Origin of the sequence: Silvania hatchlandensis, from assembly GCF_025564065.1 — a bacterium.
GTDB classification, from domain to species: Bacteria; Pseudomonadota; Gammaproteobacteria; order Enterobacterales; family Enterobacteriaceae; genus Enterobacter; species Enterobacter hatchlandensis.
In genome coordinates this window covers 22,974-49,772 of the sequence record NZ_JAMGZK010000034.1, presented here as the reverse complement: position 1 = coordinate 49,772, position 26,799 = coordinate 22,974, and the positions used below count along the sequence as shown (strand labels likewise).

Here is a 26,799-nt window from a genome sequence, read left to right as displayed (position 1 = left end):
ACGGCATGCGATTACTTTTAGTCGAAGATGAAGAAAAAACCTCAACCTATCTCAGCCGCGCGCTGGGCGAGTCCGGGTTTACGGTCGATGTCTCAGCGGATGGGGCCGAAGGTCTGCATTACGCGCTGGAGTTCGACTACGATGCGATCGTTCTCGACGTGATGCTGCCGGGCATGGATGGCTACCGGGTGCTGGAAGGCGTGCGGGCCAGTAAACAGACCCCGGTGCTGATGCTCTCTGCCCGGGGGTCGGTTGACGAGCGCGTCAAAGGGCTTCGGCTTGGCGCGGATGATTATCTGCCGAAACCCTTCTCGCTGATTGAGCTGGTGGCGCGCATTCAGGCGCTGGTGCGCCGCCGCGCAACGGATGGCGCGGATATCACCCAGCTGCAAATCCACGATCTGCATCTCGATCTGTTGGCTCGCCGGGTGTTTCGTCGCGGCACGCGTCTGGAACTGACCGCCAAAGAGTTTTCACTGCTGAGCCTGCTGGCCCGTCATCAGGGGGAAATCCTCTCCAAGATGATGATTGCCGAGCAGGTGTGGGACATGAATTTTGACAGCGATGCCAACGTGGTGGAAGTCGCCATTAAACGCCTGCGGGCCAAAGTGGATGCCCCGTTCGACGTGAAATTACTGCATACCGTGCGCGGTATGGGGTACGTCCTCGAAGTCAGGCCTGGAGACAAGCATGGTTAAGCGCGCGATTTCGGTTCATCTGGCCCTGATGTTTGCGTTATCCGCGCTGCTGATCGTCTCCGTCATTGGCATTCTGCTGCGCAGCTCCCTGCACGACTCGCTGCAAAAGCAGATGCACAACGAGCTATTGTTCCGGGAATCCTTGATGAGCCCGTGGATCACCGCGCGCACCTCGGCGGAGGGCTGGTCGGTGCTGGCCAATAAATTCACCGTGTTAACCAACTCTGAAGGCGAGCGGGTTCGCTACTGGATAGTGAGCGATAACCCCCAGTTCAGCGTGGGCGGAACGCCACCGGTGGGCGTTGAGTGGTCGGCGTTGCAGGAAGGTTTTAACAAAGTGCCCGGGGCATCGGAAGGCGCATGCTCGCTTTTCATCTTAGTGAAAACTATCCCGGCGAATGGCGAAAGGCCTGCGCTGCGCTACGTGGTCGCCATCGACTCCACGCCGTACATGGGCACGCTGGAGGCGTTCACCCGCACCCTGCTGATAATTGCCGCGCTGGGGGTGTTTATCGTCGCACTGCTGGGGTATATGGTTTCACGGATCGGCCTGCGCCCGGTGGGGGCGCTCAGCAAACAGGCGCAGCATCTTGCCCCGGGCGATCATGGCCAGCGGCTGGACACCACCGCCTTACCGGAAGAATTACAGCAGCTCGCCTCGTCATTTAACGGCGTGCTGGAGCGCCAGCAGGTCGCCTGGCGGCAGCTCGAAAGTTTTAACGCCGACGTGGCCCATGAGCTGCGCACTCCGCTGACCAACCTGATTGGACAGACGCAGCTGGGCCTGTCGCGCCGACGTTCGTACGACGAGCTGGAGGAGCTGCTCGGTTCCAACCTCGAAGAGCTTGAACGCATGACCTCGATTGTTAACGACATGCTTTTTCTGTCCCATGCTCACGCGGGGGAGCATGCCTCCCAGCTGACGCAGGTCTCCCTGCGCGAAGAGACCCTTAAAACGGCGGAATACGTTGAGCCGTCCTTTGCGGAAAAACAGCTCTCGCTGAACGTTGAAGGCGACGTGACGGCCCGGATCGATCGCCGGTTGTTCCACCGCTCTCTCGCCAACTTACTGGAAAACAGCGCCCGACATTCGTCATCCCACAGCACGATCACCGTGCGCTTAAGCGAGAACAACAATCAGGCCTGCGTTGAGGTGTCGAACCCAGGCGATCCCATTGCGCCGGGGCATTTACATCGGCTATTTGAACGGTTTTATCGGGTGGATTCTTCACGCGCCAAAAGCGATACCCATCACGGGCTGGGGTTATCGATCGTTCGCGCCGTCGCCATTATGCATCGGGGCGACGTCTTTGCGCGTAGCGAAGCCGGTATCAACACCTTCGGCCTGACGTTCGCGTTAACTGAGCAAACTGACACAATTGTCAGGGGGTCGTCAGCCTGACGACATCCCCCCGTCTTTAGAATCATGACAGGCCATCCCCTTTTAACGATAAGGACGCTTTGCATGACTCGACATTTAAGTTACCTCGGGCTGTTACTGCCCCTCTTTACGTTTTCCTGCTGGGCTGCAGAGCAAAGTGCTGCCGTCCACATTGCCCCCGCCGGCAGCCAGAATGCGCTGAATGGACCTGCGGAGAATTTTACCGGGCGCGTGCGGGTTGATCCGCTGTTCAAGGCGGATAACGACATCAACGTTTCAGGGGCATACGTCACCTTTGAGCCGGGGGCGCGTTCCGCCTGGCATACCCACCCGGCAGGTCAGCGGTTAATTGTGACGGCTGGCGTGGGGCTGACGCAGCAGGAGGGCCAGCCGGTACAGACGATTCGTCCGGGTGACGTTGTCTTATGTCCTGCCGGGGTTAAACACTGGCACGGCGCGGCACCGGGCAGCGCGATGACGCATCTGGCCATTACCGGAAATGTGGATGGCAAAAACGTGGTCTGGATGGAGGAGGTGACAGATGAACAATACCACGCCCATTAAGGCACTCACGGCCGCGGCACTGCTGACCTTCGGCTTTGCATTCACGGCTCAGGCTGCACCCGCCACCAAAGGAGCCACAGAGATGACGACACACACCGTTTCAGACGTGCTATCGGCACGCCAGCAGGCGATCCCGCTGATTGCAGCCGCAATGGCCAGCAGCCAGATAGCTAAACTGAATGTCGCGTTGAATCAAGGTCTGGACGCCGGGCTCACCCTCAACGAGGCGAAAGAGATTCTCGTCCAGCTGTATGCCTATACCGGCTTCCCGCGCAGCCTGAATGCGCTGAATGAGCTGATGAAGGTGGTTGAGGCGCGCAAGCAACGCGGCATTCAGGACGTTGAGGGCAAAGAACCCACCCGCCCGATCCCCGTCGGGGATGAACTGCGTCGCGTCGGCACCGCAAACCAGACCACAATCTCAGGCGCGCCGGTGCAGGGGCCGCTCTTTGATTTTGCACCAGTGATTAATCAGTTCCTGCAAACGCATCTGTTCGGTGACATTTTTGCCCGCGATAACCTCGACTGGCAAAGCCGCGAGCTAGCAACGGTTGGCGCCTTAGCCGCCACGCCGGGCGTGGAATCCCAGCTGCTGTCGCATATGCGGGCCAGCCTGCGGGTCGGGCTGACGGCAGCGCAGCTACGCCAGCTGGTACAGGTCCTGCGTGAACACGGCGAAAATGATGCCGCCACGCGGGCGGACAGTGCGCTGCAGCAGGCGCTGGCAAACAATTAGGAGCTCGGTATGGCACATGATCCCACCCGCAGAATGTTGATTACCGCCCTGGCTGGGCTGACGCTGACGAATGTCTCGCTGGCGTCAGCGGCGACCGGAACCACAAACGTTCAGGGCAATAGCCGTATTCTGGTTGCGTACTTTTCACGCAGCGGGAATACGCGGGTGATTGCAGGCGTCATTCATCGCAGCCTGAAAACCGATCTGTTTGAAATCGAACCGGCCGCACCTTATCCGGAGGACTATTTTCAGACCGTTGAACAGGCGAAAAATGAGCGTGAGCGGGGAATAAAACCAGCACTAAAAAATAGCGTCGCCGATATCTCACGCTATGAGACGGTGTATTTAGGCTTTCCCATCTGGGGGACCAGCGTGCCACCTGTCGTGCAAACTTTTCTTAGCAGCCACAACCTTGCGGGCAAATTACTCATCCCTTTCATTACTCATGGCGGCTACGGTAAAGGCGACAGCGACAATATCCTTGCAAGTCTGGCTCCTGCAGCGCGCCGCGAAAAACCACTGGCCATTGAATGCGATCAGGAGCGGAGAACCACAGAAACAGTCACCCGTTGGCTAGAGACGATACGCGGCTGATTTATTAATAAGAGGAAATCATCTTGAAGACACTTTTAAAAACGCTGGTCAGTTGCATGATGGCGGGTGGCCTTGTGGCGCATTCGGTCTATGCTGAGCCATTGGTTATTCAGGAACAGGGGAGCTTTTCTGCTGGTGGCACTATCATGACCGCACCGGGGAAATTTGACGCGAAAAAGCCGCTGGAACCTGCCGGTCAAACGTATCACGGCGATCATGCCTCCGTGGTCTATCAAATCCCGGTAAATCCGCACAAATACCCGATCGTCATGCTGCACGGTGCGGGCCAGTCGTCCCGCACCTGGCAAAGTACCCCGGACGGTCGTGAAGGGTTCCAGAACATTTTCCTGCGGCGCGGGTTCTCCACCTGGCTTGTCGATCAACCCCGGCGCGGCAATGCGGGCCGCAGTACGGTGGAATCCACCGTGACGCCAAAAGCGGATGAACAGCTGTGGTTTAACCAGTTCCGCGTGGGCGTCTGGCCCGACTATTTTAAAGACGTTCAGTTCTCGCACGATAAAGAAGCCCTGAACCAATATTTCCGCCAGATGACGCCCAACACCGGACCCTTTGATCTCAATGTGATTTCTGACGCCATGTCGGCAGTGGTGGATAAATCCGGCCCGGCTATTCTCTTCACCCACTCTCAGGGCGGCGGACCGGGCTGGTACACGGCGATAAAAAACGACAAGGTCAAAGCCATTGTCGCCTTCGAGCCGGGCAGCAGCTTTGTCTTCCCCGAGACAGAACTGCCCGCCCCGATGCCCAGCGCGTTCGACACATTGAAAGGTGAACCTGTTCCGATGGAACAGTTTATGGCGCTGACCAAAATCCCGGTGTTGATCATTTATGGCGATAACATCCCGGATAAACCGGTCGCCATGCCCGCTCAGGACAGCTGGCGCGTGCGGCTGGCGATGGCCCGGGAGTGGCGCGATGTGGTGAACAAACATGGCGGGGATGTGACCGTAACCCATCTGCCGGAAGTCGGGATCAAAGGCAATACCCACTTCCCGTTTTCCGATCTGAATAATGTGCAGGTTGCGGATGTGGTGAGCACATTCCTGAAAGAGAAAAACCTGCAGTAGGAGGAGATAAAATTAAGCCTTCATTAATGAAGGCTTAATCCTGGCAGAAAGCTGTTAAACGTGAGTGTCTGCTGTGAGCGAAAAGCGGACGTTTCATAGCGCATATAGGCAGAGTTGGCGGGCAAGTTACTCCCTAAAATAGGGCAGTTGCATTATGTTAAACAAAACATCACAGTGGCAAACTCAATATCTATCGTTCCAGATCAATCAGAGCACGTTGCAGATGATGCTCTATAAAGTTCGTTTTTAATGCGCTATAACGATGTGCATCATTCTTACATAGCAATGCTGCTGTACGCTTTATCTCAGCGTAGTCACTTGCAATATCACTGTTTTTCCTCAGATAATCGCGGAAAGAAAGATGTTTTTGTATCTGAATGTCCCCTACTGAAAACGCATGCACTTGATGGCTACGCTGATCCCCTCCCTTAATGAAGTACCGGCGTCCTGCAATGCCGTTTTCACCGCGAGAAACATATCCGGCGTCGACCATTGCAGAGTTGCATTTATCCAGTTGGTTGATATCGGCAACTTCCAGAAGTATATCAATCACTGGCTTTGCTGAAAGGCCAGGCACTGACGTACTGCCAATATGATGAATCTTCCTAACCACGTCACCAAGCAATGCTTGTAGCAGAAAATTTTCAGCGTTAAACATAGCAGGCCATTTTTCATCGTATGGCGCCACAACGATTTCCCGCATGAATGCCCCTTCTTTTCCGTCAAATTATTAGCATAAGAGTAGCTAAAGTACATTGAGGCAACAACGTCCGCTCAGGCACGGAGCGGACGTGTCGTTCAGAAGGTCAGCTGTGAGCGAGGAGCGGGCATTGCATCCCCGATAAAGCCAAGGATCAGGGTTGTCCCATTATCTGTTCCAATATGGTGTTTTTTCAGGCAGCATACTTTATTCTGGTTAAACTCCCTTTACAGGATATAACCATGATAACAGTAGAGAAATCAGATCCATTTTCTTCAGAATCCCATCGCTTAATCGAAATGCTGTCAGCTGAACTTGCCGCTATTACTGGCGAGAATGGCAAAACCAACTTCACCGTTGAAACTATGAACAATGACAAAGCATTATGGGTATTGGCAAAAAATGCACATGGCGACGCGATAGGATGCGGTGCAATCCGCCCATTAACACAAAACATAGCTGAGCTTAAAAGAATGTTTTCGGACCGAAGCGAGCCAGGCGTGGGTAGTGCATTACTTACTTTTCTGGAAACCTCTGCAAAGCAAATGGGATATCGAGAACTTAAGCTGGAAACCCGACATATCAACCTCCAGGCTGTCAATTTTTACGAGAAAAATGGATATGTTCGTATTGATAATTATGGCCCATACATAGGCAGAGAAGAAGCCGTCTGTTTCTCAAAGTCATTGTACTGATTGCATTTATCGGATCTAACTGCCGCTCCTGGCGCACAGTCAGCTATTCGGGATACTTAATACTTTAAATGCAAAGGGACTACTCATGAATATTCTTATCGAGAGCATTACCCCGGATAACAAAGGCTTTTTTGCGTTAAAAGCAGAGAGCATGGCTGCTGGATTTAACATGCTACACAGACTGGAAGAAAACTGGCTGAACGGGCAAAACCGCTTTGATAAGGCAGGTGAGAACCTGTTAGGTTTTTATGCCGACGGGCTACTCATTGGCGTGTGTGGATTAAACCAAGACCCCTACACGCCTTCAGTTCGGACTGGACGACTCCGTCATCTCTATGTAGGAATTGAATGGAGAAGAAGGCAAGTTGCCATTGCTTTGCTCAGGGCAATACTGGAGGGTTCTGGCCGCTGGTTTGATTTTATCAACACTAACGCGCCTCAATCAGCATTCATCTTCTATGAACGTGCTGGCTTTATTCCGCTAGTAGATGTCGATAAAGTTACCCACCGTCTATATCTTACAGATATATAAAGTTAATAACTGTCAATTGATTGATGGGCAATGATGTGACCAACGTCTGCTCTTGGCACTAAACAGCCCACTAAGTTGGAAAATGTAGGCTATGAGCGATAAACGCCCCTTGTTGTTGCGGGACTATTTGAGCTTTTCCACCCATTCAGCGCAAAAATCCAGATAAGCCCGCACGAGCGCTGAGGGATGCTTTCGACGGGCATAGACAAGGTTCAACGGCATGGATTGTCTGGCGACGCCGGGCAACAGCTGTACCAGCTCACCGCTTTCCAGCCAGGGCCTGGCTGAGAAATCCATCAGCTGTGCAACGCCCATACCGCTCAGCGCATAATGTATTAATCCCTGTAAATTATTGGTGGAGAAAAACGGCTCGTATTTAACTTTTTCTACGCCAGACTCCCATTCAAAAAAGCCATGATTCAGTGTTTCCCAGGCGGCAATGGGCAGCCGGGCCATTTCAGTCAGCGTCTCTGGTGTGCCGTAACGCGCTAATAATTTCGGACTTGCCACAAATACGATTTCCACGTCCATAACGGTTTTTACAATCACATCGTCCGTATTCAGGCTACCCATTCTTAGGGCAACGTCGATGCCATCCTCGAACAAATCAACGACTCTCTCGCTCGAATGACAAAATACATGGATGTCGGGATAACGCTGCTGAAATTCAAGCAATAAATCCCACCAGAGCGAGAAATTAGGCGGCACAGACAGACGGAGCTTACCCTGTAACTTGTGGGCTGAGGTGACCGATTTTTGTGCGTCCTCCAGTAACTCGACCCCCAGGCGAGCCTCTTCATAGAACTGTTTTCCTTTATAGGTTGGCTTAACCCCCTGTCTTGAGCGATCCAGGAGCTGCACATTCAACGCCTGCTCAAGTTCATTAATTTTTCGACTCAGGGTTGAGATCGGCACACCCAACCTTTCGCTCGCCGCTGAAAAACTTCCTGCATTAACCACCGAGATGAACAGCTTCGTTGCGTTGAAATCCACTTTTCTTTCCATAATTGGGTATCATGTGTTTATTTATGGTGATTCCATTCCATTTTGCAAAGGATAAAATTTTACCCATCTTATTTGCATCAGGATTGAAAAATGAACCGCGTCACTGAACTCTTACATATCCGCTATCCGCTTATTCAGGCCCCTCTGTATTTTCTGACCAATGCTGAACTCGTCTCTGCCGTTTCAAACGCCGGTGGTCTGGGCACGCTGGGGCCGCACGCTGGACAAGACAGCTTGCCGGACTCGCGTTATACGGCCCTGGACCGCATGCGCCAGGAGATCAGAAAAGTCAAAAATCTGACGGAAAACCCTTTTGCCGTAACGTTAATTAACGGGCCTGATATGAGCTTCTGGCGTCCAACAGCGGAAATGTTCGTTGAGGAAGGCGTGGAGGTGGTGCTTATCAACGAAGTGCTGGACGCCGAAATATATGATTTCTTCAAACGCAACCGCATAAAAACGCTTTACCGCGCTCTGACGCCCACCGTCGCTAATTCAAAAGAGGCCGAGAAATTAGGGGCCGACATCATTATTGCAACAGGTTTTGACGAAGGTGGAACTGTACCAACCCGTGTGATTGGTACATTCAGCATCGTGCCAATGATTGTGGACTGTGTGAAAATTCCAGTTATTGCTGCCGGGGGTATAGGTGACGTGCGCGGTGTACGTGCAGCAATGGCGTTAGGGGCGGAAGGTGTATTTGCCGGCAGTCTGTTTTTGACTGCGCTTGAAAATCCTGCCGATGAGAAAGTCAAACGCCTGATTGTAGAGTCGAGCGCAGAAGATTTACTGCTTTTCCGAACCCAGCCTGCTTATTATCGCACCTTACCCACTGATTTAAGTCCGAAACTAGAGGAATTAGAAGCGCAGGGCACCGATCGTGAAACCATGTTTAAGGCAATGAACGGATACCACTCTTTGTGGCAGGCCATGAGGCTCGGAAATTTTGATCAAGGCGTCGTGTCAACGGGTACAGGTATTTCAGTAATCAAATCAGTCCGTCCGGCCGCAGAAATCGTTTCAGATCTTATGCAAGATTTACAAATTTCTCTTTGATATCTCTTAAGGCTCTCTTGACCTGAATCATGCCGCAAATCTGTTCAGATCAAATAAGCCATTCTCTGCGAAAAGGTCGCTATTTCATTGATGAAATAGCCTGTCTTCTGCCCTTCTGTGGAGCTTAGCTGCCCAGAAGGGAATCCTTCGTCCGTTCCTGGCACAGGGCTGCTGTTGCAGCCCTGACAACTTTAGACTTCAATCGACTCAGAGATCTCTAACGCATCATCGACTTCAATGCCGAGATAACGCACTGTGCTTTCCAGTTTCTTATGACCCAACAGAAGTTGGATCACCCGGAGATTCTTGGTCTTCTGGTATATCAGGTAAGGTTTTGTTCTTCTCATGGAATGTGTGCTGTACAGCGAATCTTCGAGACCAAGCTTTTCTACCCATCCATGAAAAATACGGTTGTATTGCCGGGTTGAAATGTGCTGGCAAGAACCGACCCGAGATTGGAACAAGTAGTCTTTACTGTGCAGATTGCTCAGCTTTATTAGCGCTGCCACTGCTTCTCTTGTCACTTTGGTTATCTCAAATTGGACGGGGCTACCGGTTTTCTGTTGTAACACCGTTGCTCTACTCGAAACAGAACTGCCATATGCAACATCTGATACTTTGAGTTTTACCAAATCACAGTCCCGAAGTTTACTGTCTAAAGCCATGTTGAACAGGGCTAGATCGCGCGTTTTGCCTTCCAGTTCAAGTCTGATTCGAATCCCCCAGATATGAGATATCTGAAGCGGTCTTTTTTGTCCGATGATACGATTTTTGTTCCACGGTGACGTGTTCATGCTCAAACCTCCCGCAATGTAGGAGATTTAAGTATGATTGTCCCTCATGAGCGAAAAGCGGAAGTTGGCGATTCTAAAGCGATTAAATAAACCCTCAGGAGTTGTAGCTTCGGATAGGTCTCATCCTGCGGGCTAATACTCTTTAACGAACTGGACGTATTCTGTTTCTGATAAAATCTACCTTATAAAATAAGGGAACGCCTCTTCTGACATGCCCCTTCATTTTATTACTTCCGGTTAATGCGTCTTTTGAATTCGGTTACGACCTTTCAGGCCTGAGCTTATTCGTGGGGCTTTTCAGCATTGCTACAAGAGCTATGCTGCATACAATGACGCCCGCTGCAAGTACGGTCATGCCCTGAAGACCTTTTACGGCTAACACCTGGCCTCCCGCAAGCGCACCGGTGCCGATGGCTGCGTTAAAAATTGCAACGTAAATGGCGGACGCCGGTTGTACGGCATCCCCGGCGCTACGGAGCAACCATGTCTGCAACCCAACGAATACAATGGCGATACCCATGCCCCAAACTGCGAGCAGTATGCCTGTGATCCAGAAAGTCAGTGGTGCGGCGCTCTTCATACCAAGCATGCCGAGCGCTGCTGCACTCAGGAGCAGTGAAGTGAAAATCAGCCCTTTGATATGACGGTCGATCAGCTTTCCGGCAATGATATTTCCTGCCAGACCGGAGAGCCCGGACATCAGCAGTAGACCAGAAATGGAAGCCGTCGGTACTTCCTGAGCCTTCGTCAGCAGTGGCTGGAGGTAAGTGAATGCCGCAAAATGAGCCGAAATAATGCAGGCAGTGGCACCATAGAGGGAAAGGAGCACCGGATTTTTGATTATCCCGTAATAAACACGCAGCCTCAGTGGTTGTGTCACAGACAGTGTGGGGAGCGTCCAGAATAGAGCACAGGCGGCGGCAAGTGATAGCAGAGAAATCGCAGTAAACGCACTGCGCCATCCGGCCATATCCGCAATAAAACTGGACAGCGGCACACCCAGAACGCTGGCAGCCGAAACACCGCCAAAAATGACTGAGGTGGCCAACCCAAGTTTTTCAGCCGGAACAAGCTGTGAAGCCACTGCTCCAATCAAAGCCCAGAAAGCACCATGTGCCAAAGCTCCTGCCATACGTGCACTCATAAATAGGGTCATCGAGTGAGACTGCGTCGCCGCCATACAGGACAGAGCAAGAACCACCATAAGAGTCACTAATAAAGACTTACGTGAAATCTTCACTGGTATCAATCCAGACAGAAGCGCTGCCAGAGCCGCAACCCAGCCGTATGCAGTCACGACAAGGCCCGTGCCCGATTCAGTCTGGTTCAGGTCCTTTGCTAGCATGCTGAGCATGCCGACAGGCGCAAGTTCGCTGGTCACAATCGAAAATGCACTTATACCGAGCGCTGCTACAGCTACCCAAGCGCGAGCAGGCACCGGGCTTGCGTTTAAAACGGTGTCGTTCATGTAATCAATACTCTTAAAATATACCGGGAGAAGTCTGGGCGAAGCTTTTGGGCCGGCCGGGTTCAGACACCCACGCCTTTCATTCCTTCTGGCGTGTATCGTTCTCCGACAACGGGAATGGCGGATACGGCGGCACGCAGCGCTTTCAGTTCAGCGCAGCTGAGATGAACATCCAGTGCGCCGGCGTTTTCACTCAGATGGTTGAGATTGCATGTGCCGGGTATCGGCACAATGTTTTCGCCCTGAGCAAGTAACCAGGCCAGCGCTATCTGTGAAGGATTACAGTCTTTGTTAACTGCCAGAGCTTTTATAAGATCAACCAGGGAGTGGTTTATGGCAAGATTCTTCGGCTGGAAGCGGGGAAGCGTGCTGCGGAAATCTTCCTTTCCCGGAACCGGTTCATGCTGAAATCTGCCCGTCAGAAAGCCACGGCCCAGTGGCGAATAAGCCACGAACCCGACGCCCAGAGCCTTACACAGCGGGAGTACACTAACCTCTGCTTCACGACTCCAGAGGGAATACTCGGTCTGTACTGCTGACACGGGATGGATTGCATGAGCACGCCTGAGCGTATCAGCACTCACCTCGCATAAACCGATGTGCCCAATTTTTCCTTCCTGCACCAGCTTCGCCAGTCCAGACATCGTATCTTCTACGGGCGTTTTGTTATCAATGCGGTGTACGTAGTAGAGGTCAATATGATCCACGCCCAGGCGTTTAAGAGAAGCGTCGCAACTTTTGCGCGCATAGTCTGGTGAATTACTTAAACTTCTTTTGTATTCGCCGGGCTGGCGCACAATGCCAAACTTTGTTGCCAGCTTCAGCGCGGGTTTACGTGTCTTAATAAATTTTCCGATTAATTCCTCGTTATGCCAGGGTCCATAGGTATCAGATGTGTCCAGGAAATTAATACCCAGCGTTAAAGCCTTATCCAGCACCGCCATTGATGTTTCATCGTCGCGTGGACCATAAAACTCACTCATACCCATACAGCCCAGGCCGATTGCAGATACGTTGAGGGATGACGTCAGATTACGAGTTTGCATATTTATCTCCTTGTGAGAGCTGCAGTATCATACTGTTCAAAATGATAAAACAGACCTGAAAACGGAGAGCCGTTTTCCATAACCGGAAAAAACATGAAGTCAGATTTCAACTGGGACGATACGCGGGTTTTCCTGGCGATCGCCCGCGCGGGTACGCTGAGTGGCGCAGCAGAAGCAATGAATATGGGCATTGCAACGATTTCCAGAAAGCTGGACCGGCTTGAAAAATCACTGGCAGTACCGCTTTTCAGCAGGCACCAGAGCGGGTACCGGCTGACGGATGATGGTGAAGCCCTGCTGGAGCGTGCTGAAGCATTTGAATATGCGGGACTTGCTTTCGGTGAGATGGCGAAACTGCAGGGTAATGTTACCGGGCTTGTCCGGCTGGCAACATCGGACAATCTGGCAACACACTTTATTCTGCCTTCGATGAAAGGGCTTTTAGAAAAATATCCCGACCTGCGTGTGGAAGTGCTGAGCGGTATACAGTCAGTCAATCTGCATCGCAGAGATGCCGATATAGCGATTCGCATGGTCAAGCCTGACGCCGGTAATCTGACATTAAAGCGTCTGGGAACCGTAGGTTTTGGTTTATACGGTGCAAAAACGTATATCGAAAATTTGAAAGGTACGCCCGCTGGTTTATCGCTGAGTAATGCTCAGTATGTGGGGTGGTCTGAGACGCACCAGCACCTTCCTGCTGCGCGATGGGTAACACGGATGCTGCGCGGCAGGCCATGCCGGGTGGAAGCAAACACACTCATGGCACAGTTATCCGCAGTTTCAGAAGGCCTGGGGCTGGGGGTTTTGCCACACTTTATGGCAATGAAAAATGGTCTGCGTTGCGTTAATCCTGATATCGGTGTGGACCAGCCTCTATGGCTGGTGATGCATTCAGACCTGGCGGGTTCAAGACGAGTCAGAGCAATCGCAGACCATTTAATTACAGTATTTGATGAATATAAAAATCAACTGACGATGCCATGAGCATTTTATCATTACTTACAATGGCTTCTCTGAATGACAGATGAGGTTAAGCGAAGCAGGTAATGTCCGCACCTGGCACGAAGCCGTCCTTCAGCCCCCTCAAATTAATGAATCCACCTAATAAACCCTAGCGAATTACCCCCTCTAATCAACTAAATCACTCTGCGTTATCCTTTATCGACACAACAACTGAAGGGTAACGTCATGCAAACGGTAAAACTGAACAACGGTCTCGACATGCCCCTGCTGGGCTTTGGTGTCTTTCAGATGACGGATGCCGCCGAGTGCGAGCGCGCCGTCATCGATGCTATCGACACGGGATATCGCCTGATTGATACGGCGGCGTCCTATATGAACGAAACCCAGGTCGGGAACGCGCTGAAACAGAGCGGGATTGCACGTCATGAACTCTTTGTGACCACCAAGCTGTGGCTGCAGGACACGAGCTACGACGGTGCGAAAGCGCAGTTCGAACGTTCCCTGAACCGACTGCAGCTGGACTATGTTGACCTGTATCTGATCCACCAGCCCTACGGCGATGTCCACGGTGCCTGGCGTGCCATGGAAGAGCTGCAACAGGCTGGCAAGATTCGCGCGATTGGCGTCAGCAATTTCCATCCGGACAGACTGGCCGATCTTATCGCCTTCAACAAAGAGACCCCTGCGGTTAACCAGATTGAAGTAAATCCCTTCAATCAGCAGCTGCATGCCGTGCCGTGGATGAAAAGCCGCGGCATTCAGCCGGAAGCCTGGGCACCCTTTGCAGAAGGTAAAAACGGGCTGTTCCAGCATCCTGAACTAACCGCCATCGGTGAGAAATACGGCAAAAGCGTGGGCCAGGTTGTTCTGCGGTGGATCTTCCAGCGCGGCATCGTTTCGCTGGCAAAATCAGTGCGTATAGAACGCATGCAAGAGAATATCAATATCCTCGATTTCGAGCTCAGTGCAGAAGATATGCTACAGATTACCGCGATAGATACCGCAACCAGCGCCTTCTTCTCCCATCGCGATCCGGCACGCGTTGAATGGCTGGCAGGCCGCAAACTCGACGTCTAAGCCACGGCAAAAAGGAACGTATGACATGCAAAAACGTTATTTGGGTAAATCCGGGCTTGAAGTGTCGGCCCTCGGGCTCGGTTGCATGGGGCTCAGCCACGGCTACGGCCCGGCAACAGACACCCGCCAGGCTGTCGAACTTATTCGTGGAGCGGTTGAACGTGGTGTGACCTTCTTTGACACCGCCGAAGTGTATGGCCCATTTCTGAATGAAGAGGTTGTCGGTGATGCGTTAAAACCGTTTCGCGATCGCGTGGTTATTGCCACCAAATTTGGTTTTACCTTCGGTGCGGACAACAAGCAGCAGATTCTGAACAGCCGTCCGGAGCATATCCGCGAGGCCGTTGAGGGATCGTTACGCCGCCTCAAAACAGACGTCATTGATCTGCTGTATCAGCACCGCGTCGATCCCAATGTGCCGATAGAAGATGTTGCCGGAACGGTGAAAGACCTGATTGCGGAAGGTAAGGTTAAGCATTTCGGTCTTTCCGAAGCGGGCGCCCAGACCCTTCGTCGCGCGCATGCCGTCCAACCGGTGACTGCCCTGCAGAGCGAATATTCCATGTGGTGGCGCGAGCCTGAACAAGAGATCCTGCCGCTGCTGGAAGAGCTGGGCATTGGATTTGTGCCCTTCAGCCCGCTGGGCAAAGGCTTCCTCACCGGATCGATTACGTCTGGCACCACCTTTGGCAAAGATGATTACCGCAGCACGGTACCGCGTTTCGCCGCTGAGGCCATTGAAGTCAATGAAAAGCTGGTGGCGTTATTGAGTGAGCTGGCCGCTGAGAAAGGGGTGACGTCGGCACAAATCGCGCTGGCATGGCTGCTGGCGCAAAAACCCTGGATTGTGCCTATCCCGGGCACCACCAAACTGCACCGGCTGGAGGAAAACCTGGGTGCCGCTGAGATTCTCCTGTCTCAGGAGGATTTGCTTCAGGTTACCCAGGCGCTTGAAACGGTAAAAATCGTTGGCGAGCGCTATTCGCCAGAGCATCAGGCGCGCGTAGGGCGTTAATCCACAAGCGGGCCCGCGGCGTATTGTGGGCCCGCTATTCTGAATACCGCAGCGCATCGATCATCAGCGCAAACGCGGGAGGATGCTGCTTGCGGCTGGGGTAATAGAGGTAGTACCCGGGGAACGACGGACACCAGTCCTGCAGAACCTGAATAAGCTCGCCTGAATGGATATATTCCTCAACCCTGTCCTCTGGAACACAGGCGACACCAAAACCCGATAACACCGCATCAATTCTTTCTGCCAGCAGATTAAAGGTTACCTGCCCTTCAACCCTGACACGTAGCGGCTTCCCTTCCCTCTCGAACTCCCAGTGATACAGACCACCGGCTGTCGGCAGGCGCATATTGATACACCGATGGTACTGCAGGTCGTGCGGCGTTTCAGGAACCGGGTTGATGGCAAAATAGTCTGGCGATCCCACCACCGCCATCCGCATATCCGGCCCAATCCTGACGGCAACCATATCCTTATTAACGCTTTCACCCAGTCTGATCCCGGCATCAAAACGCCCCTCAACAATATCGACAAAGCCGTTATCGACCACCAGTTCGACATTGATTTGCGGATATTGCCTGAGAAAGGGTTTTAGCTTTGGCCAGACCAGACTCCGCGCGGCATGCTCGCCCGCCGATAAACGGATATTACCGGAGGCGGTGCCATTCAGTTGCACCAGCGATGTCAGCTCCTGCTCGAGATCGGCAAAGCGTGGTTCAAGGCAGGCAATGATTCTCTCGCCCGCTTCTGTGGGGGCAACGCTGCGGGTCGTGCGGGTCAAAAGACGGATGTTTAAGCGTTCTTCCAGCGCTTTCATCGCGTGGCTCAGCGCCGACTGGGACACCCCGAGCTTGCCTGCCGCCTTGGTAAAACTTCGCTCCCTGGCGACCACAAGGAAGATCTGCAGTTCATTGAAGTTTTCTTTAAGCATGGGCTGTTTCCTTTTTAGCGCCGTTACTGACATGGCTGTCATATCGCCGTCAGTCTGCTGACAGCCCGGATCGGTATAGTGCCAGATAAGGTCATGGCGAAACATCCATGGCAATAACAACCTGATGCTGATATTGAGTTAAAGAGGTAAACAACATGAAAGCAACACGCGCAACGCTCCTTTTCATGGGGTTCATGACGATGAATGCCGCATCTGCGGCCGTTCACATTACCCAGACCGATGGCAAAGAGAAGATCGGCGTGGTCTCTGCCAGCAATGCTTATACGCTGAATGAGTTATCGAATGCCCTTTCTCGCAAGGCCGATGAACAAGGGGCCAGTACCTACAAAATAGTGTCGGCTACTGGCAAGAATCGCCTGCATGGCGTGGCAGAAATCTATAAATAAACCGTTATTGTCCTGTCCGGGATGATGTCGTAACCCTTTCATAATGAGCGTCAATTTATGTTAAGAACAGAAGGCATCATCGACGAGATAACGTTATGGATTGATTCAAACTTGCATAAACCGCTGAGGATTGAGGATGTTGCAGCCAGGGCGGGCTACTCTAAGTGGCATCTTCAGCGGCTTTTTTTTCAGGTAAAAGAGGTCAGTCTGGGGAAATACATCAGAGATAAAAAACTGAGACTTGCCGCAAAGGATCTTATTGAGACCAATGAATCGATAATGGACATCGCGTGTAAGTATGGATTTGACTCTCAACAGACGTTCACCCGCGTGTTTTCCAGTCATTATCAACTGCCGCCGTTAAGATATCGCAATGGTAAGCGGTGAAGGGTCTGAATCGCCACGGGTTTAACTGAGTCTCTTGAGCAATCAGCTCCGCTCGTTTACTTCAATCGGATCGAGACCTCTTTTCGCTTCTTCACGTTTTGACCGAGCATCGGCCACAGTGACTACAGGGTATACATCTAGCGCCAACAGATTATCTTTGCAGGCTACAAGATATTTGAGCCGCCAGTATTTGCCACCATTAGGTTTGATCAAGAGATACAGACCACCACCATCAGCCAGCTTGTAAGCCTTCTCTTTAGCCTTGGCGGCGTCCACATGCCGGGCGTTAAGTTTCACTTGGGGGTACCTCCTTCAGACCGAACAGCTAATACCCCCATAAGTACCCCCAAACGACTATAGATTTCAGGGATCTTTATTAGACGTAGAAAATACTAAAGGGGCGGAAAAGCTCAGCTTATAAGGGGTTTCAGTGAACTTGAGTAAACTTAGATACGTTAGAATGGTGCCGATAATAGGAGTCGAACCTACGACCTTCGCATTACGAATGCGCTGCTCTACCAACTGAGCTATATCGGCCCTGAGAGGCCGGTTACGAATGTAACCACGGGGAAAAAGGTTAAAACTAAGTGGGTGATGCGTCAATGGCCTTATGAATCAAGTGCCTGTTTTTGCATCACCCCTTTTTTATTTACGCACGAATCGTATCATCGCCGAAGCCGACCCACTTGTAGGTGGTCAACGCTTCCAGCCCCATCGGGCCGCGCGCGTGCAGCTTCTGGGTGCTGACCGCCACTTCTGCACCCAGGCCAAACTGGCCGCCGTCGGTGAAGCGGGTGGAGGCATTCACGTAAACGGCAGAAGAATCCACTTCGTTCACAAAACGGTTCGCGTTGCTCAGCGTGCGGGTGAGGATTGCATCCGAGTGCTGGGTGCCGTGCTCGCGGATATGGGCGATCGCGTCGTCCAGATCGCTGACGATCTTCACGTTCAGATCCAGCGACAGGAACTCGTCGCCGTACTGTTCCACTTTTACCGGCACCACGTTTGCCGGGCCGGACTGCAGCTGCGCCAGCGCATTTTCATCTGCATGCAGAGTGACGCCACGCTCGGCCATCTGCTTGCTGAGTGCAGGCAGGAAGGTGTCGGCAATACGCTGATGCACCAGCAACGTCTCTACCGTGTTGCAGGTGCTTGGGCGCTGGGTTTTGGCATTGACGATGATCTTCAGGGCCGGGTCAAACTCGGCAGTTTCATCAACAAATATATGGCACACGCCGATACCGCCGGTGATCACCGGGATCGTTGACTGCTCGCGGCACAGCTTATGCAGCCCTGCCCCGCCGCGTGGGATCAGCATGTCGATGTACTTATCCATCCGCAGCATTTCGTTGACCAGCGCACGATCCGGGCTTTCGATCGCCTGCACCGCACCGGCTGGCAAGCCGCACTCTTCCAGCGCCTGCTGGATCACTTTCACCGTGGCCGCGTTGGTGCGCCAGGTCTCTTTCCCGCCGCGCAGAATAGCGGCGTTGCCGGTTTTCAGGCACAGAGAAGCCACATCCACGGTCACATTCGGACGCGCTTCATAGATTACGCCGATCACCCCAAGCGGCACGCGGCGACGTTCGATGCGCAGGCCGCTGTCCAGCAATCCGCCATCGATCACCTGCCCAACCGGGTCGGCCAGGCTGCACACCTGGCGCACGTCGTCGGCGATGCTTTTCAGCCGTGCCGGGTTCAGCGCCAGGCGGTCGAGCATCGCCTCGCTCAGGCCGTTTTCACGCGCTTCGGCTAAGTCCTGCTCGTTGGCACGTAAAATCTCAGCGGATTGCGCTTCTAAATACTCTGCGATTTTCTCCAGCACGCGGTTTTTCTCGCGGCTGGAAAGGAGCGCCAGTTTGTACGAGGCGGCTTTGGCGGCTGCGCCCATTTGTTCCAGCATTTTCTGGCTCCTTTAGCGAATAATCATATCGTCGCGATGGACGGCAACCGGGCCATACTCGTAGCCGAGAATGGCGTCGATCTGCTGTGAATGGTGGCCTGCAATGCGGCGCAGCGCGTCGCTGTTGTAGCGGCAGACGCCGTGGGCAATGTCGCGCCCTTCCAGACTGCAGATGCGGATCACTTCACCACGTGAGAAGTTGCCTGTCACGTTTTTAATCCCTTTAGGAAGCAATGAGCTGCCTCTTTCCAGAATTGCGGCGGTGGCGCCTTCATCAACGGTGATCTCGCCCGCAGGCGGTGCGCCGAAAATCCAGCGTTTGCGGTTTTCCAGCGGGGTGGCTTCGGCGTGGAAACGGGTCCCGACCGAAATGCCTTCCATCACGTCGCCAATCACGCCCGGGCGGCTGCCTGCGGCGATGATAGTGTCGATCCCGGCGCGGCAGGCGACGTCGGCAGCCTGCAGCTTGGTACCCATCCCGCCGGTGCCCAGACCGGAGACGCTGTCGCCCGCAATGGCGCGCAGGGCATCGTCGATGCCGTGTACGTCCTGAATCAGTTCAGCCTGCGGGTTAGTGCGCGGATCGGCAGTAAACAGCCCCTGCTGATCGGTCAGCAGCAGCAGTTTATCGGCACCTGCCAGAATTGCGGCCAGCGCCGAGAGGTTGTCGTTATCACCGACTTTAATTTCTGCGGTAGCGACTGCGTCGTTTTCGTTGATGACCGGCACGATGTTGTTATCCAGCAGCGCGCGCAGGGTGTCGCGAGCGTTGAGGAAGCGCTCTCTGTCTTCCATATCGGCGCGGGTCAGCAGCATCTGCCCGACATGAATGCCGTAGATGGAGAACATCTGTTCCCAGAGTTGAATCAGGCGGCTTTGGCCAACGGCCGCCAGCAGCTGTTTGGAGGCGATGGTGGCCGGGAGTTCGGGGTAACCCAGGTGCTCACGTCCGGCGGCAATCGCCCCGGAGGTGACAATCACAATACGATGCCCTGCGGCATGCAGCTGTGCGCACTGGCGCACCAGCTCGACAATGTGGGCGCGATTAAGGCGGCGCGATCCGCCTGTTAACACACTGGTACCGAGTTTTACCACCAGCGTCTGGCTGTCACTCATGATTCTCTGCCGTTTAACTATAGGGAAATGATATCAATCAGACTTTTTATCAGGACTGGCGCCCGTTGCCAACCGCCTTCGCACAAAGCGAAACACTTTGTTGCGCGCGATCAGCAAGCGTAGCGGCAGAAGTTGACAGTTTTATTACTGAAATAAATAAACACAGATATTTAAAATAATTCTGAGATTGTCATAAAACTTTCATTGCAAAAAGTTACAACCCTTCCTGTTTTTTCACGGAACAAAAGCATGAGCTTACTGTTCAGCGAATTTTAGCGCGTTTTTAAATATCAGGATTGAAAATGAAAAAGAGTCTTCTGGCATTGATGGTAATGGGCGTCGTTTCTTCCGCATCTGTACAGGCAGCTGAAGTTTTTAATAAGAACGGAAATAAGCTGGACGTGTACGGTAAAGTGAAAGCTATGCATTACCTCAGTGATGACAACGCCAAAGATGGCGACCAGACATACGTCCGTTTCGGCTTTAAGGGCGAAACCCAGATTAACGATCAGCTGACCGGTTATGGTCGCTGGGAAGCAGAATTCTCTGGCAACAAAGCCGAAAGCGATGCAACGCAGAAAACTCGTCTGGCCTTTGCCGGTATTAAGCTGAAGGACTTCGGTTCCTTCGACTACGGTCGTAACCTCGGTGCCCTGTACGACGTTGAAGCCTGGACCGATATGTTCCCGGAATTCGGGGGCGACTCCTCCGGGCAGACTGACAACTTTATGACCAAACGCTCAAGCGGGCTGGCAACGTACCGTAACTCCGACTTCTTCGGTGCTATCGACGGTCTGGATATGACCCTGCAATATCAGGGCAAAAACGAAGGCCGCGAAGCCAAGAAACAGAACGGCGACGGCGTCGGCACCTCTCTGACCTATGACTTTGGCGGCAGCGACTTTGCTATCAGCGGCGCGTACACCAACTCTGACCGTACCAATGCTCAGAACCTGCTGGCGCGTGGCCAGGGCGATAAAGCCGAAGCCTGGGGCACCGGTCTGAAATATGACGCTAACGATATTTATCTGGCAGCAATGTATACCGAAACGCGTAATATGACGCCAATTTCAGGTGGCTTCGCCAATAAAGCGCAAAACTTCGAAGTGGTTGCGCAATATCAGTTTGACTTTGGTCTGCGTCCGTCCCTGGGTTATGTCCAGTCTAAAGGCAAGGATATTGAAGGAATTGGCGCGGAAGACCTGGTGAAATATATTGATGTCGGCGCGACTTACTATTTCAACAAAAACATGTCTGCGTTCGTGGATTATAAAATCAACCAGATTGATGACGATAATGCGCTGGGCGTAAGCAGCGATGATATCGTGGCTGTGGGCATGACCTACCAGTTCTGATACTCGCGTAATAAAAAACCCGGCTGCCTGTGCGCCGGGTTTTTTTATGTCTGTCGCTTATGGCAAAGGTTACGCCTTCAGCTTCACCGGTTGGTTGGTGAAATCATCTGCAGGCTCCAGCTTGAGCTCGAAGCTCGCCAGCAGAACGCGGGCTTTTTCGTGGAATTCGCGCAGGGTATGCTCAAGACGCTGTAACACTTCAGGATCTTTAATGGTCGTTGCCTGCCAGTGGCCCTCTTTATTGAACAAGCCAAACTGGTAGCTGTAGGTGAAGCGTGATTTTTCCGCTTCCATTTCCATCCACCATCCCCAGAACTCCCGGCTCTCCGGGGCGGGTTTCACATTAACGCAAACGGCCAGGCAATCGAAAAAAAAGCGCGTCTCTTCGCACTGTTCTTCACGGATGTAGGGGCCAAGAGCCATAAACTTCTTGATCATTCTACTTTTCGGATGTCCACTCGGTAACGTCATTGCGATCTCCTTTTGTGAAGCCACTGTTTTACCAAACCACCAAAAATTAGCAATCTTCTAACACAATCTCTGATGGATCCAACGTGTGATCTGCTTCAATGCCTTGTCAAAATTCTCATATACCGGACTGAACGGCACTTCCAGTAGCTTGCCATCGACAGATGACGACGTGATTAAACGGGATTCTTGTTCCGGGCTGAACGGATCGTTTTTCCAGAAGCCAGACAGCATCGGCGTCGGGCAGCGTCGGCCCAGCAGGCCCTGAGTCTTCAGCGAATAGCGATTAAGCTCCACGCGCAGCGCCTCGTCTGAGGCATCGTGCATCCCCAGACGGCTGGCCAGCACGTCGAGGTACATTTCCGGAACGCTGCCCTGGCGAACGGGGTCGCTTAATAATGCATGTACTACCGGCCCCAGACACGCCACCGCTTTCAGCCGCGACGACTCCAGATACGCCAGACGCACCGCCACATTGGCACCAAAGCGGAAGCCAAACGCCGCCACCCGGGTGTGATCCACCCACGGGTTTTGTTCCAGTGCCTTGAGGGCATGTTGATGGAGTAAGCTGGAATCCTGCGTCAGCTTCCACTTCGACGAGAAGCCGATCGAGGGCATGTCGAGGGTCAACATCGCCATCCCCTTCGGTGCGAAGTAGCGCTCATACAGGCTGTAATAATCGATTTGCAGGGAATCGAGGCCGCCACACATCATCACCGTCGGGAACGGGCCGTCGCCATTGGGCATATGCAGGAAGCCGGTGACCGCCGGGCCGCCTGGAATGGTAAAGCTGATTTCGCGCATCCGGCCAGGCAGGTGCTGGGCCGCTTCCTGGTAGGCGCGATTCGCCAGCGCCTGCGCCTGCTCAGCCAGTTCGTCACCTTTCAGGTGCGGATAGGCGGCGATGCTGTAGAGATTGGAGGCGTGCAGCCAGTGCTTACCGCTCAACAGGGGATCCGGCTCCTGACTGGCTTTCTGCTGCCAGACCATCGCCTGCGTGGCCCACTCGTAAATCCAGTTGCCGCCGCGATAGCCCACGACCGTGTCGTAGAGCCCTTCATCGGTGCGCCCGGCGTCGCTCATGACGATACGCGCCTGCACATCCAGAATTTCACGGGGATCGATACCGCGCCAGATCCACATCAGGCGGTTGACCATGCGGTACCAGTGCGGGATGTTTTTTCCATCAAGCGTGGATTGCACTGCAGGCGGGACGCCAGGATTGAAACGACGAACCAGCGTCGAGGTTTCCGGGTGCTTGAATTTGGGTTTAAACAGAATTTCGCTGAGATTCGCCTGGGTCATTGCGCTGCCTCTATAGATACGTCAGAGGAGGCTATTGTAACGCGGCAGGGACGAAAACAATAACGCCCGGCGGTGCCGGGCGTTAAAAATGTGAGGATTAGCGACCAGAGATTGGCGGTACGAAGACCACGCCCATATCCCACGGCTGTTCAATCCAGGTATCCTGCGGGATATCAATCACATAATCATCCACCAGCGGCTGACCAGCAGGCTTAGCGAAGATGGTGACGAAATGCGCTTTTGGGTACATTTCACGGATTGCCACCGCAGTGCCACCGGTATCGACCAGGTCATCAATCACGATGAAACCTTCGCCGTCGCCTTCTGCGCGTTTCAGCACTTTCAGCTCGCGCTGGTTGTCGTGGTCATAGCTGGAGATGCACACGGTATCGACATGACGAATACCCAGCTCGCGTGCCAGTAATGCGCCCGGTACCAGACCGCCACGGCTAACGGCAATGATGCCTTTCCACTGTTCAGAAGGCATCAGACGGCTTGCCAGCTTGCGTGCGTGAATCTGCAACATGTCCCAGGTGACGATGTATTTTTCGCTCATGTGAAATATCCCAGCCTGTTTATTTACGGCTTAAAAAGTGTTCGAGGGGGAAAATGGTTGCGCGAGATTATAGAGATCTGAAGCACTAAAAACCAGTGCTAAGCGGTTCAGCGCAGAGTTTTTACTTGCTTACCCCTACCAGCCGCCAGAGAAAGTGGTATTCTCAACCCTACCTCGCAAGTCTGACTTGTGGTGACTCTAAACCCGCTAACCCCGTGACCTGCAACACTGTCTGCAGGGCATCGACAAGGAGACTTACTGTGTCTGAACTGTCTCAACTATCGCCACAGCCGCTGTGGGATATTTTTGCCAAGATCTGCTCCATCCCTCACCCGTCTTATCACGAAGAACAGCTTGCCGAACACATTATGGGCTGGGCGAAGGAAAAGGGCCTGCATGCCGAGCGTGACCAGGTTGGCAATATTCTGATCCGTAAACCTGCTACCGCAGGCATGGAAAACCGTAAATCGGTTGTGCTGCAGGCGCACCTGGACATGGTTCCACAGAAGAACAACGACACTGTCCACGACTTCACTAAAGATCCGATTCAGCCGTACATCGACGGTGAGTGGATCAAAGCCCGCGGCACCACACTGGGCGCCGACAACGGCATCGGGATGGCCTCTGCGCTGGCGGTGCTGGCGGATGATCGCGTTGAGCACGGTCCGCTGGAAGTGCTGCTGACCATGACCGAAGAAGCGGGTATGGATGGCGCGTTTGGTCTGCAGGCGAACTGGCTGCAGGCTGACATCCTGATCAATACCGATTCCGAAGAGGAAGGCGAAATCTACATGGGTTGCGCCGGCGGGATCGACTTTATCTCCACCCTGCCGCTGACCCGCGAAGCGATCCCGGCCGGTTTCCAGACCTATAAGCTGACGCTGAAAGGGCTAAAAGGTGGTCACTCCGGCGGTGATATTCACTTAGGTCTGGGCAATGCTAACAAGCTGCTGGCCCGCTTCCTGGCCGGTCATGCTGCTGAGCTGGATCTGCGTCTGGTGGACTTCAACGGCGGTACGCTGCGTAACGCGATCCCGCGTGAAGCCTTTGCTACCGTGGCGGTTGCGGCAGATAAAGTCGATGCGCTGAAAAGCCTGTCTGCCGTTTATCTGGAGATCCTGAAAAACGAGCTGGAAGCGAAAGAGAAGAACCTGAACGTGGTTCTTGAAGCGGTCACCACGGATAAAGCCGCGCTGACTGAACAGTCCCGCGACCGCTTTGTTCAGCTGCTGAACGCCACGCCAAACGGCGTGATCCGCAACTCTGATGTGGCGAAAGGCGTGGTAGAAACTTCCCTGAACGTCGGCGTCGTGACCATGGGTGACGACAGCGCAGAGATCATCTGCCTGATCCGCTCCCTGATCGACAGCGGCAAAGAGTACGTGGTGAGCATGCTGGAATCACTGGGCAAACTGTCTGGCGCGAAAACTTCCGCCAAGGGCAGCTACCCGGGCTGGCAGCCGGACGCGACCTCGCCGGTGATGGCGCTGGTACGTGAAACCTATCAGCGTCTGTTCAACAGCACGCCGAACATTCAGGTGATCCACGCCGGTCTGGAATGCGGTCTGTTCAAGAAGCCGTACCCGGAGATGGACATGGTGTCTATCGGGCCAACCATTACAGGTCCGCACTCCCCGGATGAACAGGTGCATATCGAAAGCGTGGGCCATTACTGGACCCTGCTGACCGAGCTGCTGAAAGCTATTCCGGTGAAGTAACCCGCCGTCTGTGGCCCGGCGGCGCTGCGTTTGCCGGGCCAACAGGTTAAGCGGTATTTGTAGGCCCGGTATGCGTTAACGCCACCGGGCTTTTTTACAGCCCTAATACAAGCTGGCGCTCCAGCTGCGGATCCAGCAGCGTGACGTGTAGCCCCACCAGACGAACTCCCCGCCCTGCCCGCCGCTCTTCCCACGCTTTTCTCGCCGTCGCAATTAAATCCTCTTTATTCAGTCGCGGCCAGACGTGTTCCTGGGTGGTTTGCTGGAAGTCGTTGAACTTGAGTTTGACGCCCTGACGGGCGATCAGCAGATCCGGTTTGACCTTGGCCAGTCGCCGTTCCAGCTCAGGGTAAAGCTGTTCGATAATAATCGTTTCGCAATCCGCCCAGTCATGAATGTCCTCGGCCAGCGTGCGTTCTACGCCCACCGATTTACGCAGCCGCTCGTTATTGACCCCACGCTCATCAATCCCCTGGCTGCGCTCCCACAGCACCCGACCAAACTTGCCAAAGCGCTTAAGCAGCATCGCCAGATCGCTGTTTTGCACGTCTTCGCAGGTGCGCAGGCCCATGCTCTCGAGCTTTGCCGCAGACACTTTGCCGACGCCGGGAATTTTGCCAAGAGAGAGCGTTTTTATAAATGCCGGAACCTCATCAGGGGTGATGACGTACTGGCCGTCAGGCTTGTTGAGATCCGAAGCGATCTTGGCCAGAAACTTGACCGGTGCGATGCCCGCCGAGGCGGTGAGGTTGAGCTCCCGGGCAATGGTCTGGCGGATCTCCTGCGCCATCAGCGTGGCGGAGCCGTGGCAGTGCAGGCTGTCGGTAACGTCGAGATAGGCTTCGTCCAGCGACAGAGGTTCAATCAGGGAGGTATAGCGGGAGAAGATGTCGCGAATGTGATGGGAGGCTTCTTTGTACGCCTCAAAGCGGCCGGGCAATAAGGTGAGATGCGGGCAGAGCTTGAGCGCCATCGCGGTGGGCATGGCGCTGCGCACGCCAAATTTGCGTGCCGGATAGTTTGCAGTGCTGATCACCCCGCGCTTTACGCGGCTCCCGCCAATGGCAATCGGAATATCCCGCAGCGCCGGATTATCACGCATCTCCACCGCCGCAAAAAAACAGTCCATATCAACATGGATTATCTTGCGCATCATCTTCACCACACCTGTAATTATCCACAGTATAACAAAGTACAAAAAATGCGTCAGCAGTTTTACCGTCTCACTTCTGTCATCAAAG

The 26,799-nt window shown here is 53.5% G+C and carries 28 protein-coding genes, 1 tRNA gene and 1 pseudogene; 16 read left to right on the top strand and 14 right to left on the bottom strand.

Annotation, left to right across the window (positions count from 1 at the left end; translation table 11 throughout):
* Positions 1-5 precede the first annotated feature (5 nt).
* From M8014_RS01570 to M8014_RS01545, 6 genes are all read left to right on the top strand, one after another.
* A complete protein-coding gene (locus tag M8014_RS01570) occupies positions 6-698 on the top strand; it encodes a heavy metal response regulator transcription factor (RefSeq protein ID WP_271280811.1) in 693 nt (230 codons plus the stop codon).
* A complete protein-coding gene (locus M8014_RS01565; protein ID WP_271280810.1) occupies positions 691-2,100 on the top strand; it encodes a heavy metal sensor histidine kinase in 1,410 nt (469 codons plus the stop codon). The genes M8014_RS01570 and M8014_RS01565 overlap by 8 nt, the downstream gene beginning before the upstream one ends.
* A gap of 63 nt (positions 2,101-2,163) precedes the next feature.
* A complete protein-coding gene (locus M8014_RS01560) occupies positions 2,164-2,643 on the top strand; it encodes a (R)-mandelonitrile lyase (protein WP_271280809.1) in 480 nt (159 codons plus the stop codon).
* The gene (locus M8014_RS01555; RefSeq protein ID WP_271280808.1) at positions 2,621-3,379 is read left to right on the top strand and encodes a carboxymuconolactone decarboxylase family protein; all 759 of its coding nucleotides are present in this window, start codon (positions 2,621-2,623) and stop codon (positions 3,377-3,379) included. Before M8014_RS01560 ends, M8014_RS01555 begins: the two co-directional genes overlap by 23 nt.
* A 9-nt stretch (positions 3,380-3,388) precedes the next feature.
* Complete coding sequence (locus M8014_RS01550; RefSeq protein ID WP_271280807.1) at positions 3,389-3,973, top strand: flavodoxin; 585 nt, start codon at positions 3,389-3,391, stop codon at positions 3,971-3,973.
* Positions 3,974-3,996: 23 nt separating this feature from the next.
* Positions 3,997-5,061, top strand: a complete 1,065-nt coding sequence (locus M8014_RS01545) for an alpha/beta hydrolase (RefSeq protein WP_271280806.1) — start codon at positions 3,997-3,999, stop codon at positions 5,059-5,061.
* A gap of 190 nt (positions 5,062-5,251) precedes the next feature.
* On the opposite strand, the gene M8014_RS01540 is transcribed toward M8014_RS01545, so the two are convergent.
* On the bottom strand, positions 5,252-5,764 hold the full coding sequence (locus tag M8014_RS01540) for a GrpB family protein (protein ID WP_107703739.1): 513 nt from the start codon (positions 5,762-5,764) through the stop codon (positions 5,252-5,254).
* Between the two features lie 239 nt (positions 5,765-6,003).
* Between M8014_RS01540 and M8014_RS01535 the strand changes: the two genes are divergently transcribed.
* Both M8014_RS01535 and M8014_RS01530 read left to right on the top strand, forming a co-directional pair.
* Positions 6,004-6,456 (top strand): GNAT family N-acetyltransferase, encoded by a 453-nt coding sequence (locus M8014_RS01535; protein ID WP_271280805.1) that lies wholly within the window; start codon positions 6,004-6,006, stop codon positions 6,454-6,456.
* Positions 6,457-6,541: 85 nt separating this feature from the next.
* Positions 6,542-6,988, top strand: coding sequence for a GNAT family N-acetyltransferase (locus M8014_RS01530; RefSeq protein ID WP_112348985.1), 447 nt, complete (start codon positions 6,542-6,544; stop codon positions 6,986-6,988).
* A gap of 123 nt (positions 6,989-7,111) precedes the next feature.
* Here M8014_RS01530 and M8014_RS01525 read toward each other — a convergent pair whose 3' ends face one another.
* Positions 7,112-7,993: a LysR family transcriptional regulator gene (locus M8014_RS01525; RefSeq protein ID WP_271280804.1), complete on the bottom strand. Its 882-nt coding sequence runs from the start codon at positions 7,991-7,993 to the stop codon at positions 7,112-7,114.
* A 90-nt stretch (positions 7,994-8,083) separates the two neighbouring features.
* Here M8014_RS01525 and M8014_RS01520 point away from each other — a divergent pair, with 90 nt between their 5' ends.
* A complete protein-coding gene (locus tag M8014_RS01520) occupies positions 8,084-9,049 on the top strand; it encodes an NAD(P)H-dependent flavin oxidoreductase (RefSeq protein WP_271280803.1) in 966 nt (321 codons plus the stop codon).
* A 191-nt stretch (positions 9,050-9,240) separates the two neighbouring features.
* Here M8014_RS01520 and M8014_RS01515 read toward each other — a convergent pair whose 3' ends face one another.
* From M8014_RS01515 to M8014_RS01505, 3 genes are all read right to left on the bottom strand, one after another.
* Positions 9,241-9,843: a site-specific integrase gene (locus M8014_RS01515; protein ID WP_271280802.1), complete on the bottom strand. Its 603-nt coding sequence runs from the start codon at positions 9,841-9,843 to the stop codon at positions 9,241-9,243.
* A 259-nt stretch (positions 9,844-10,102) separates the two neighbouring features.
* Positions 10,103-11,311 (bottom strand): MFS transporter, encoded by a 1,209-nt coding sequence (locus M8014_RS01510; protein ID WP_271280801.1) that lies wholly within the window; start codon positions 11,309-11,311, stop codon positions 10,103-10,105.
* Positions 11,312-11,373: 62 nt separating this feature from the next.
* Positions 11,374-12,357: an aldo/keto reductase gene (locus tag M8014_RS01505; protein WP_271280800.1), complete on the bottom strand. Its 984-nt coding sequence runs from the start codon at positions 12,355-12,357 to the stop codon at positions 11,374-11,376.
* Between the two features lie 93 nt (positions 12,358-12,450).
* Between M8014_RS01505 and M8014_RS01500 the strand changes: the two genes are divergently transcribed.
* From M8014_RS01500 to M8014_RS01490, 3 genes are all read left to right on the top strand, one after another.
* Positions 12,451-13,344 (top strand): LysR family transcriptional regulator, encoded by an 894-nt coding sequence (locus M8014_RS01500; RefSeq protein ID WP_271280799.1) that lies wholly within the window; start codon positions 12,451-12,453, stop codon positions 13,342-13,344.
* Positions 13,345-13,548: 204 nt separating this feature from the next.
* Positions 13,549-14,400, top strand: a complete 852-nt coding sequence (locus M8014_RS01495; protein ID WP_271280798.1) for an aldo/keto reductase — start codon at positions 13,549-13,551, stop codon at positions 14,398-14,400.
* 25 nt (positions 14,401-14,425) lie between these two features.
* Entirely contained in the window at positions 14,426-15,415 is a 990-nt protein-coding gene (locus M8014_RS01490) for an aldo/keto reductase (RefSeq protein WP_271280797.1), read from the top strand.
* Between the two features lie 34 nt (positions 15,416-15,449).
* Here M8014_RS01490 and M8014_RS01485 read toward each other — a convergent pair whose 3' ends face one another.
* Entirely contained in the window at positions 15,450-16,343 is an 894-nt protein-coding gene (locus M8014_RS01485; RefSeq protein WP_271280796.1) for a LysR family transcriptional regulator, read from the bottom strand.
* Positions 16,344-16,498: 155 nt separating this feature from the next.
* Between M8014_RS01485 and M8014_RS01480 the strand changes: the two genes are divergently transcribed.
* Both M8014_RS01480 and M8014_RS01475 read left to right on the top strand, forming a co-directional pair.
* Positions 16,499-16,750, top strand: a complete 252-nt coding sequence (locus tag M8014_RS01480; protein WP_271280795.1) for a YdgH/BhsA/McbA family protein — start codon at positions 16,499-16,501, stop codon at positions 16,748-16,750.
* A gap of 57 nt (positions 16,751-16,807) precedes the next feature.
* The gene (locus tag M8014_RS01475; RefSeq protein WP_271280794.1) at positions 16,808-17,137 is read left to right on the top strand and encodes a helix-turn-helix domain-containing protein; all 330 of its coding nucleotides are present in this window, start codon (positions 16,808-16,810) and stop codon (positions 17,135-17,137) included.
* A 19-nt stretch (positions 17,138-17,156) separates the two neighbouring features.
* Here the strand turns inward: M8014_RS01475 and M8014_RS01470 are convergent.
* The 4 genes and pseudogenes from M8014_RS01470 to proB all read right to left on the bottom strand — a co-directional run.
* Positions 17,157-17,434: pseudogene (locus M8014_RS01470) on the bottom strand (Arm DNA-binding domain-containing protein); the annotation flags it as partial.
* A gap of 164 nt (positions 17,435-17,598) precedes the next feature.
* A tRNA-Thr gene (locus tag M8014_RS01465) sits at positions 17,599-17,674 on the bottom strand.
* A 112-nt stretch (positions 17,675-17,786) separates the two neighbouring features.
* The gene (gene proA / locus M8014_RS01460; RefSeq protein WP_271280793.1) at positions 17,787-19,040 is read right to left on the bottom strand and encodes a glutamate-5-semialdehyde dehydrogenase; all 1,254 of its coding nucleotides are present in this window, start codon (positions 19,038-19,040) and stop codon (positions 17,787-17,789) included.
* A 12-nt stretch (positions 19,041-19,052) separates the two neighbouring features.
* Positions 19,053-20,156, bottom strand: a complete 1,104-nt coding sequence (gene proB / locus M8014_RS01455; protein WP_271280792.1) for a glutamate 5-kinase — start codon at positions 20,154-20,156, stop codon at positions 19,053-19,055.
* 302 nt (positions 20,157-20,458) lie between these two features.
* Between proB and phoE the strand changes: the two genes are divergently transcribed.
* Positions 20,459-21,511 carry a phosphoporin PhoE gene (gene phoE, locus M8014_RS01450; RefSeq protein ID WP_271280791.1) on the top strand — a complete coding sequence of 351 codons (1,053 nt, stop codon included), beginning with the start codon at positions 20,459-20,461 and terminating at the stop codon, positions 21,509-21,511.
* A gap of 69 nt (positions 21,512-21,580) precedes the next feature.
* On the opposite strand, the gene crl is transcribed toward phoE, so the two are convergent.
* The 3 genes from crl to gpt all read right to left on the bottom strand — a co-directional run bounded on the left by crl (position 21,581) and on the right by gpt (position 23,840).
* Positions 21,581-21,982: a sigma factor-binding protein Crl gene (gene crl / locus M8014_RS01445; RefSeq protein WP_271280790.1), complete on the bottom strand. Its 402-nt coding sequence runs from the start codon at positions 21,980-21,982 to the stop codon at positions 21,581-21,583.
* Between the two features lie 57 nt (positions 21,983-22,039).
* On the bottom strand, positions 22,040-23,284 hold the full coding sequence (gene frsA, locus M8014_RS01440; protein WP_271280789.1) for an esterase FrsA: 1,245 nt from the start codon (positions 23,282-23,284) through the stop codon (positions 22,040-22,042).
* A gap of 97 nt (positions 23,285-23,381) precedes the next feature.
* Entirely contained in the window at positions 23,382-23,840 is a 459-nt protein-coding gene (gene gpt, locus M8014_RS01435; protein WP_271280788.1) for a xanthine phosphoribosyltransferase, read from the bottom strand.
* A 260-nt stretch (positions 23,841-24,100) separates the two neighbouring features.
* Between gpt and pepD the strand changes: the two genes are divergently transcribed.
* Entirely contained in the window at positions 24,101-25,558 is a 1,458-nt protein-coding gene (gene pepD / locus M8014_RS01430) for a cytosol nonspecific dipeptidase (protein ID WP_271280787.1), read from the top strand.
* Between the two features lie 94 nt (positions 25,559-25,652).
* Here the strand turns inward: pepD and dinB are convergent, their stop codons facing one another.
* Positions 25,653-26,711, bottom strand: coding sequence for a DNA polymerase IV (dinB, locus tag M8014_RS01425; protein ID WP_271280863.1), 1,059 nt, complete (start codon positions 26,709-26,711; stop codon positions 25,653-25,655).
* Positions 26,712-26,799: the final 88 nt, after the last annotated feature.

Excerpts from the sequence above, each read along its gene's own strand:
- M8014_RS01540 (WP_107703739.1), bottom strand. The coding sequence starts at position 5,764 with ATGCGGGAAATCGTTGTGGCGCCATACGATGAAAAATGGCCTGCTATG.
- M8014_RS01560 (WP_271280809.1), top strand. The coding sequence starts at position 2,164 with ATGACTCGACATTTAAGTTACCTCGGGCTGTTACTGCCCCTCTTTACG.
- phoE (WP_271280791.1), top strand. The coding sequence starts at position 20,459 with ATGAAAAAGAGTCTTCTGGCATTGATGGTAATGGGCGTCGTTTCTTCC.
- M8014_RS01530 (WP_112348985.1), top strand. The coding sequence starts at position 6,542 with ATGAATATTCTTATCGAGAGCATTACCCCGGATAACAAAGGCTTTTTT.
- M8014_RS01520 (WP_271280803.1), top strand. The coding sequence starts at position 8,084 with ATGAACCGCGTCACTGAACTCTTACATATCCGCTATCCGCTTATTCAG.
- M8014_RS01550 (WP_271280807.1), top strand. The coding sequence starts at position 3,389 with ATGGCACATGATCCCACCCGCAGAATGTTGATTACCGCCCTGGCTGGG.
- M8014_RS01495 (WP_271280798.1), top strand. The coding sequence starts at position 13,549 with ATGCAAACGGTAAAACTGAACAACGGTCTCGACATGCCCCTGCTGGGC.
- M8014_RS01555 (WP_271280808.1), top strand. The coding sequence starts at position 2,621 with ATGAACAATACCACGCCCATTAAGGCACTCACGGCCGCGGCACTGCTG.
- proB (WP_271280792.1), bottom strand. The coding sequence starts at position 20,156 with ATGAGTGACAGCCAGACGCTGGTGGTAAAACTCGGTACCAGTGTGTTA.
- M8014_RS01475 (WP_271280794.1), top strand. The coding sequence starts at position 16,808 with ATGTTAAGAACAGAAGGCATCATCGACGAGATAACGTTATGGATTGAT.
- M8014_RS01505 (WP_271280800.1), bottom strand. The coding sequence starts at position 12,357 with ATGCAAACTCGTAATCTGACGTCATCCCTCAACGTATCTGCAATCGGC.
- M8014_RS01500 (WP_271280799.1), top strand. The coding sequence starts at position 12,451 with ATGAAGTCAGATTTCAACTGGGACGATACGCGGGTTTTCCTGGCGATC.
- M8014_RS01510 (WP_271280801.1), bottom strand. The coding sequence starts at position 11,311 with ATGAACGACACCGTTTTAAACGCAAGCCCGGTGCCTGCTCGCGCTTGG.
- M8014_RS01490 (WP_271280797.1), top strand. The coding sequence starts at position 14,426 with ATGCAAAAACGTTATTTGGGTAAATCCGGGCTTGAAGTGTCGGCCCTC.
- M8014_RS01480 (WP_271280795.1), top strand. The coding sequence starts at position 16,499 with ATGAAAGCAACACGCGCAACGCTCCTTTTCATGGGGTTCATGACGATG.
- M8014_RS01565 (WP_271280810.1), top strand. The coding sequence starts at position 691 with ATGGTTAAGCGCGCGATTTCGGTTCATCTGGCCCTGATGTTTGCGTTA.
- M8014_RS01515 (WP_271280802.1), bottom strand. The coding sequence starts at position 9,843 with ATGAACACGTCACCGTGGAACAAAAATCGTATCATCGGACAAAAAAGA.
- M8014_RS01570 (WP_271280811.1), top strand. The coding sequence starts at position 6 with ATGCGATTACTTTTAGTCGAAGATGAAGAAAAAACCTCAACCTATCTC.
- crl (WP_271280790.1), bottom strand. The coding sequence starts at position 21,982 with ATGACGTTACCGAGTGGACATCCGAAAAGTAGAATGATCAAGAAGTTT.
- dinB (WP_271280863.1), bottom strand. The coding sequence starts at position 26,711 with ATGCGCAAGATAATCCATGTTGATATGGACTGTTTTTTTGCGGCGGTG.
- frsA (WP_271280789.1), bottom strand. The coding sequence starts at position 23,284 with ATGACCCAGGCGAATCTCAGCGAAATTCTGTTTAAACCCAAATTCAAG.
- M8014_RS01535 (WP_271280805.1), top strand. The coding sequence starts at position 6,004 with ATGATAACAGTAGAGAAATCAGATCCATTTTCTTCAGAATCCCATCGC.
- M8014_RS01485 (WP_271280796.1), bottom strand. The coding sequence starts at position 16,343 with ATGCTTAAAGAAAACTTCAATGAACTGCAGATCTTCCTTGTGGTCGCC.
- gpt (WP_271280788.1), bottom strand. The coding sequence starts at position 23,840 with ATGAGCGAAAAATACATCGTCACCTGGGACATGTTGCAGATTCACGCA.
- M8014_RS01525 (WP_271280804.1), bottom strand. The coding sequence starts at position 7,993 with ATGGAAAGAAAAGTGGATTTCAACGCAACGAAGCTGTTCATCTCGGTG.
- proA (WP_271280793.1), bottom strand. The coding sequence starts at position 19,040 with ATGCTGGAACAAATGGGCGCAGCCGCCAAAGCCGCCTCGTACAAACTG.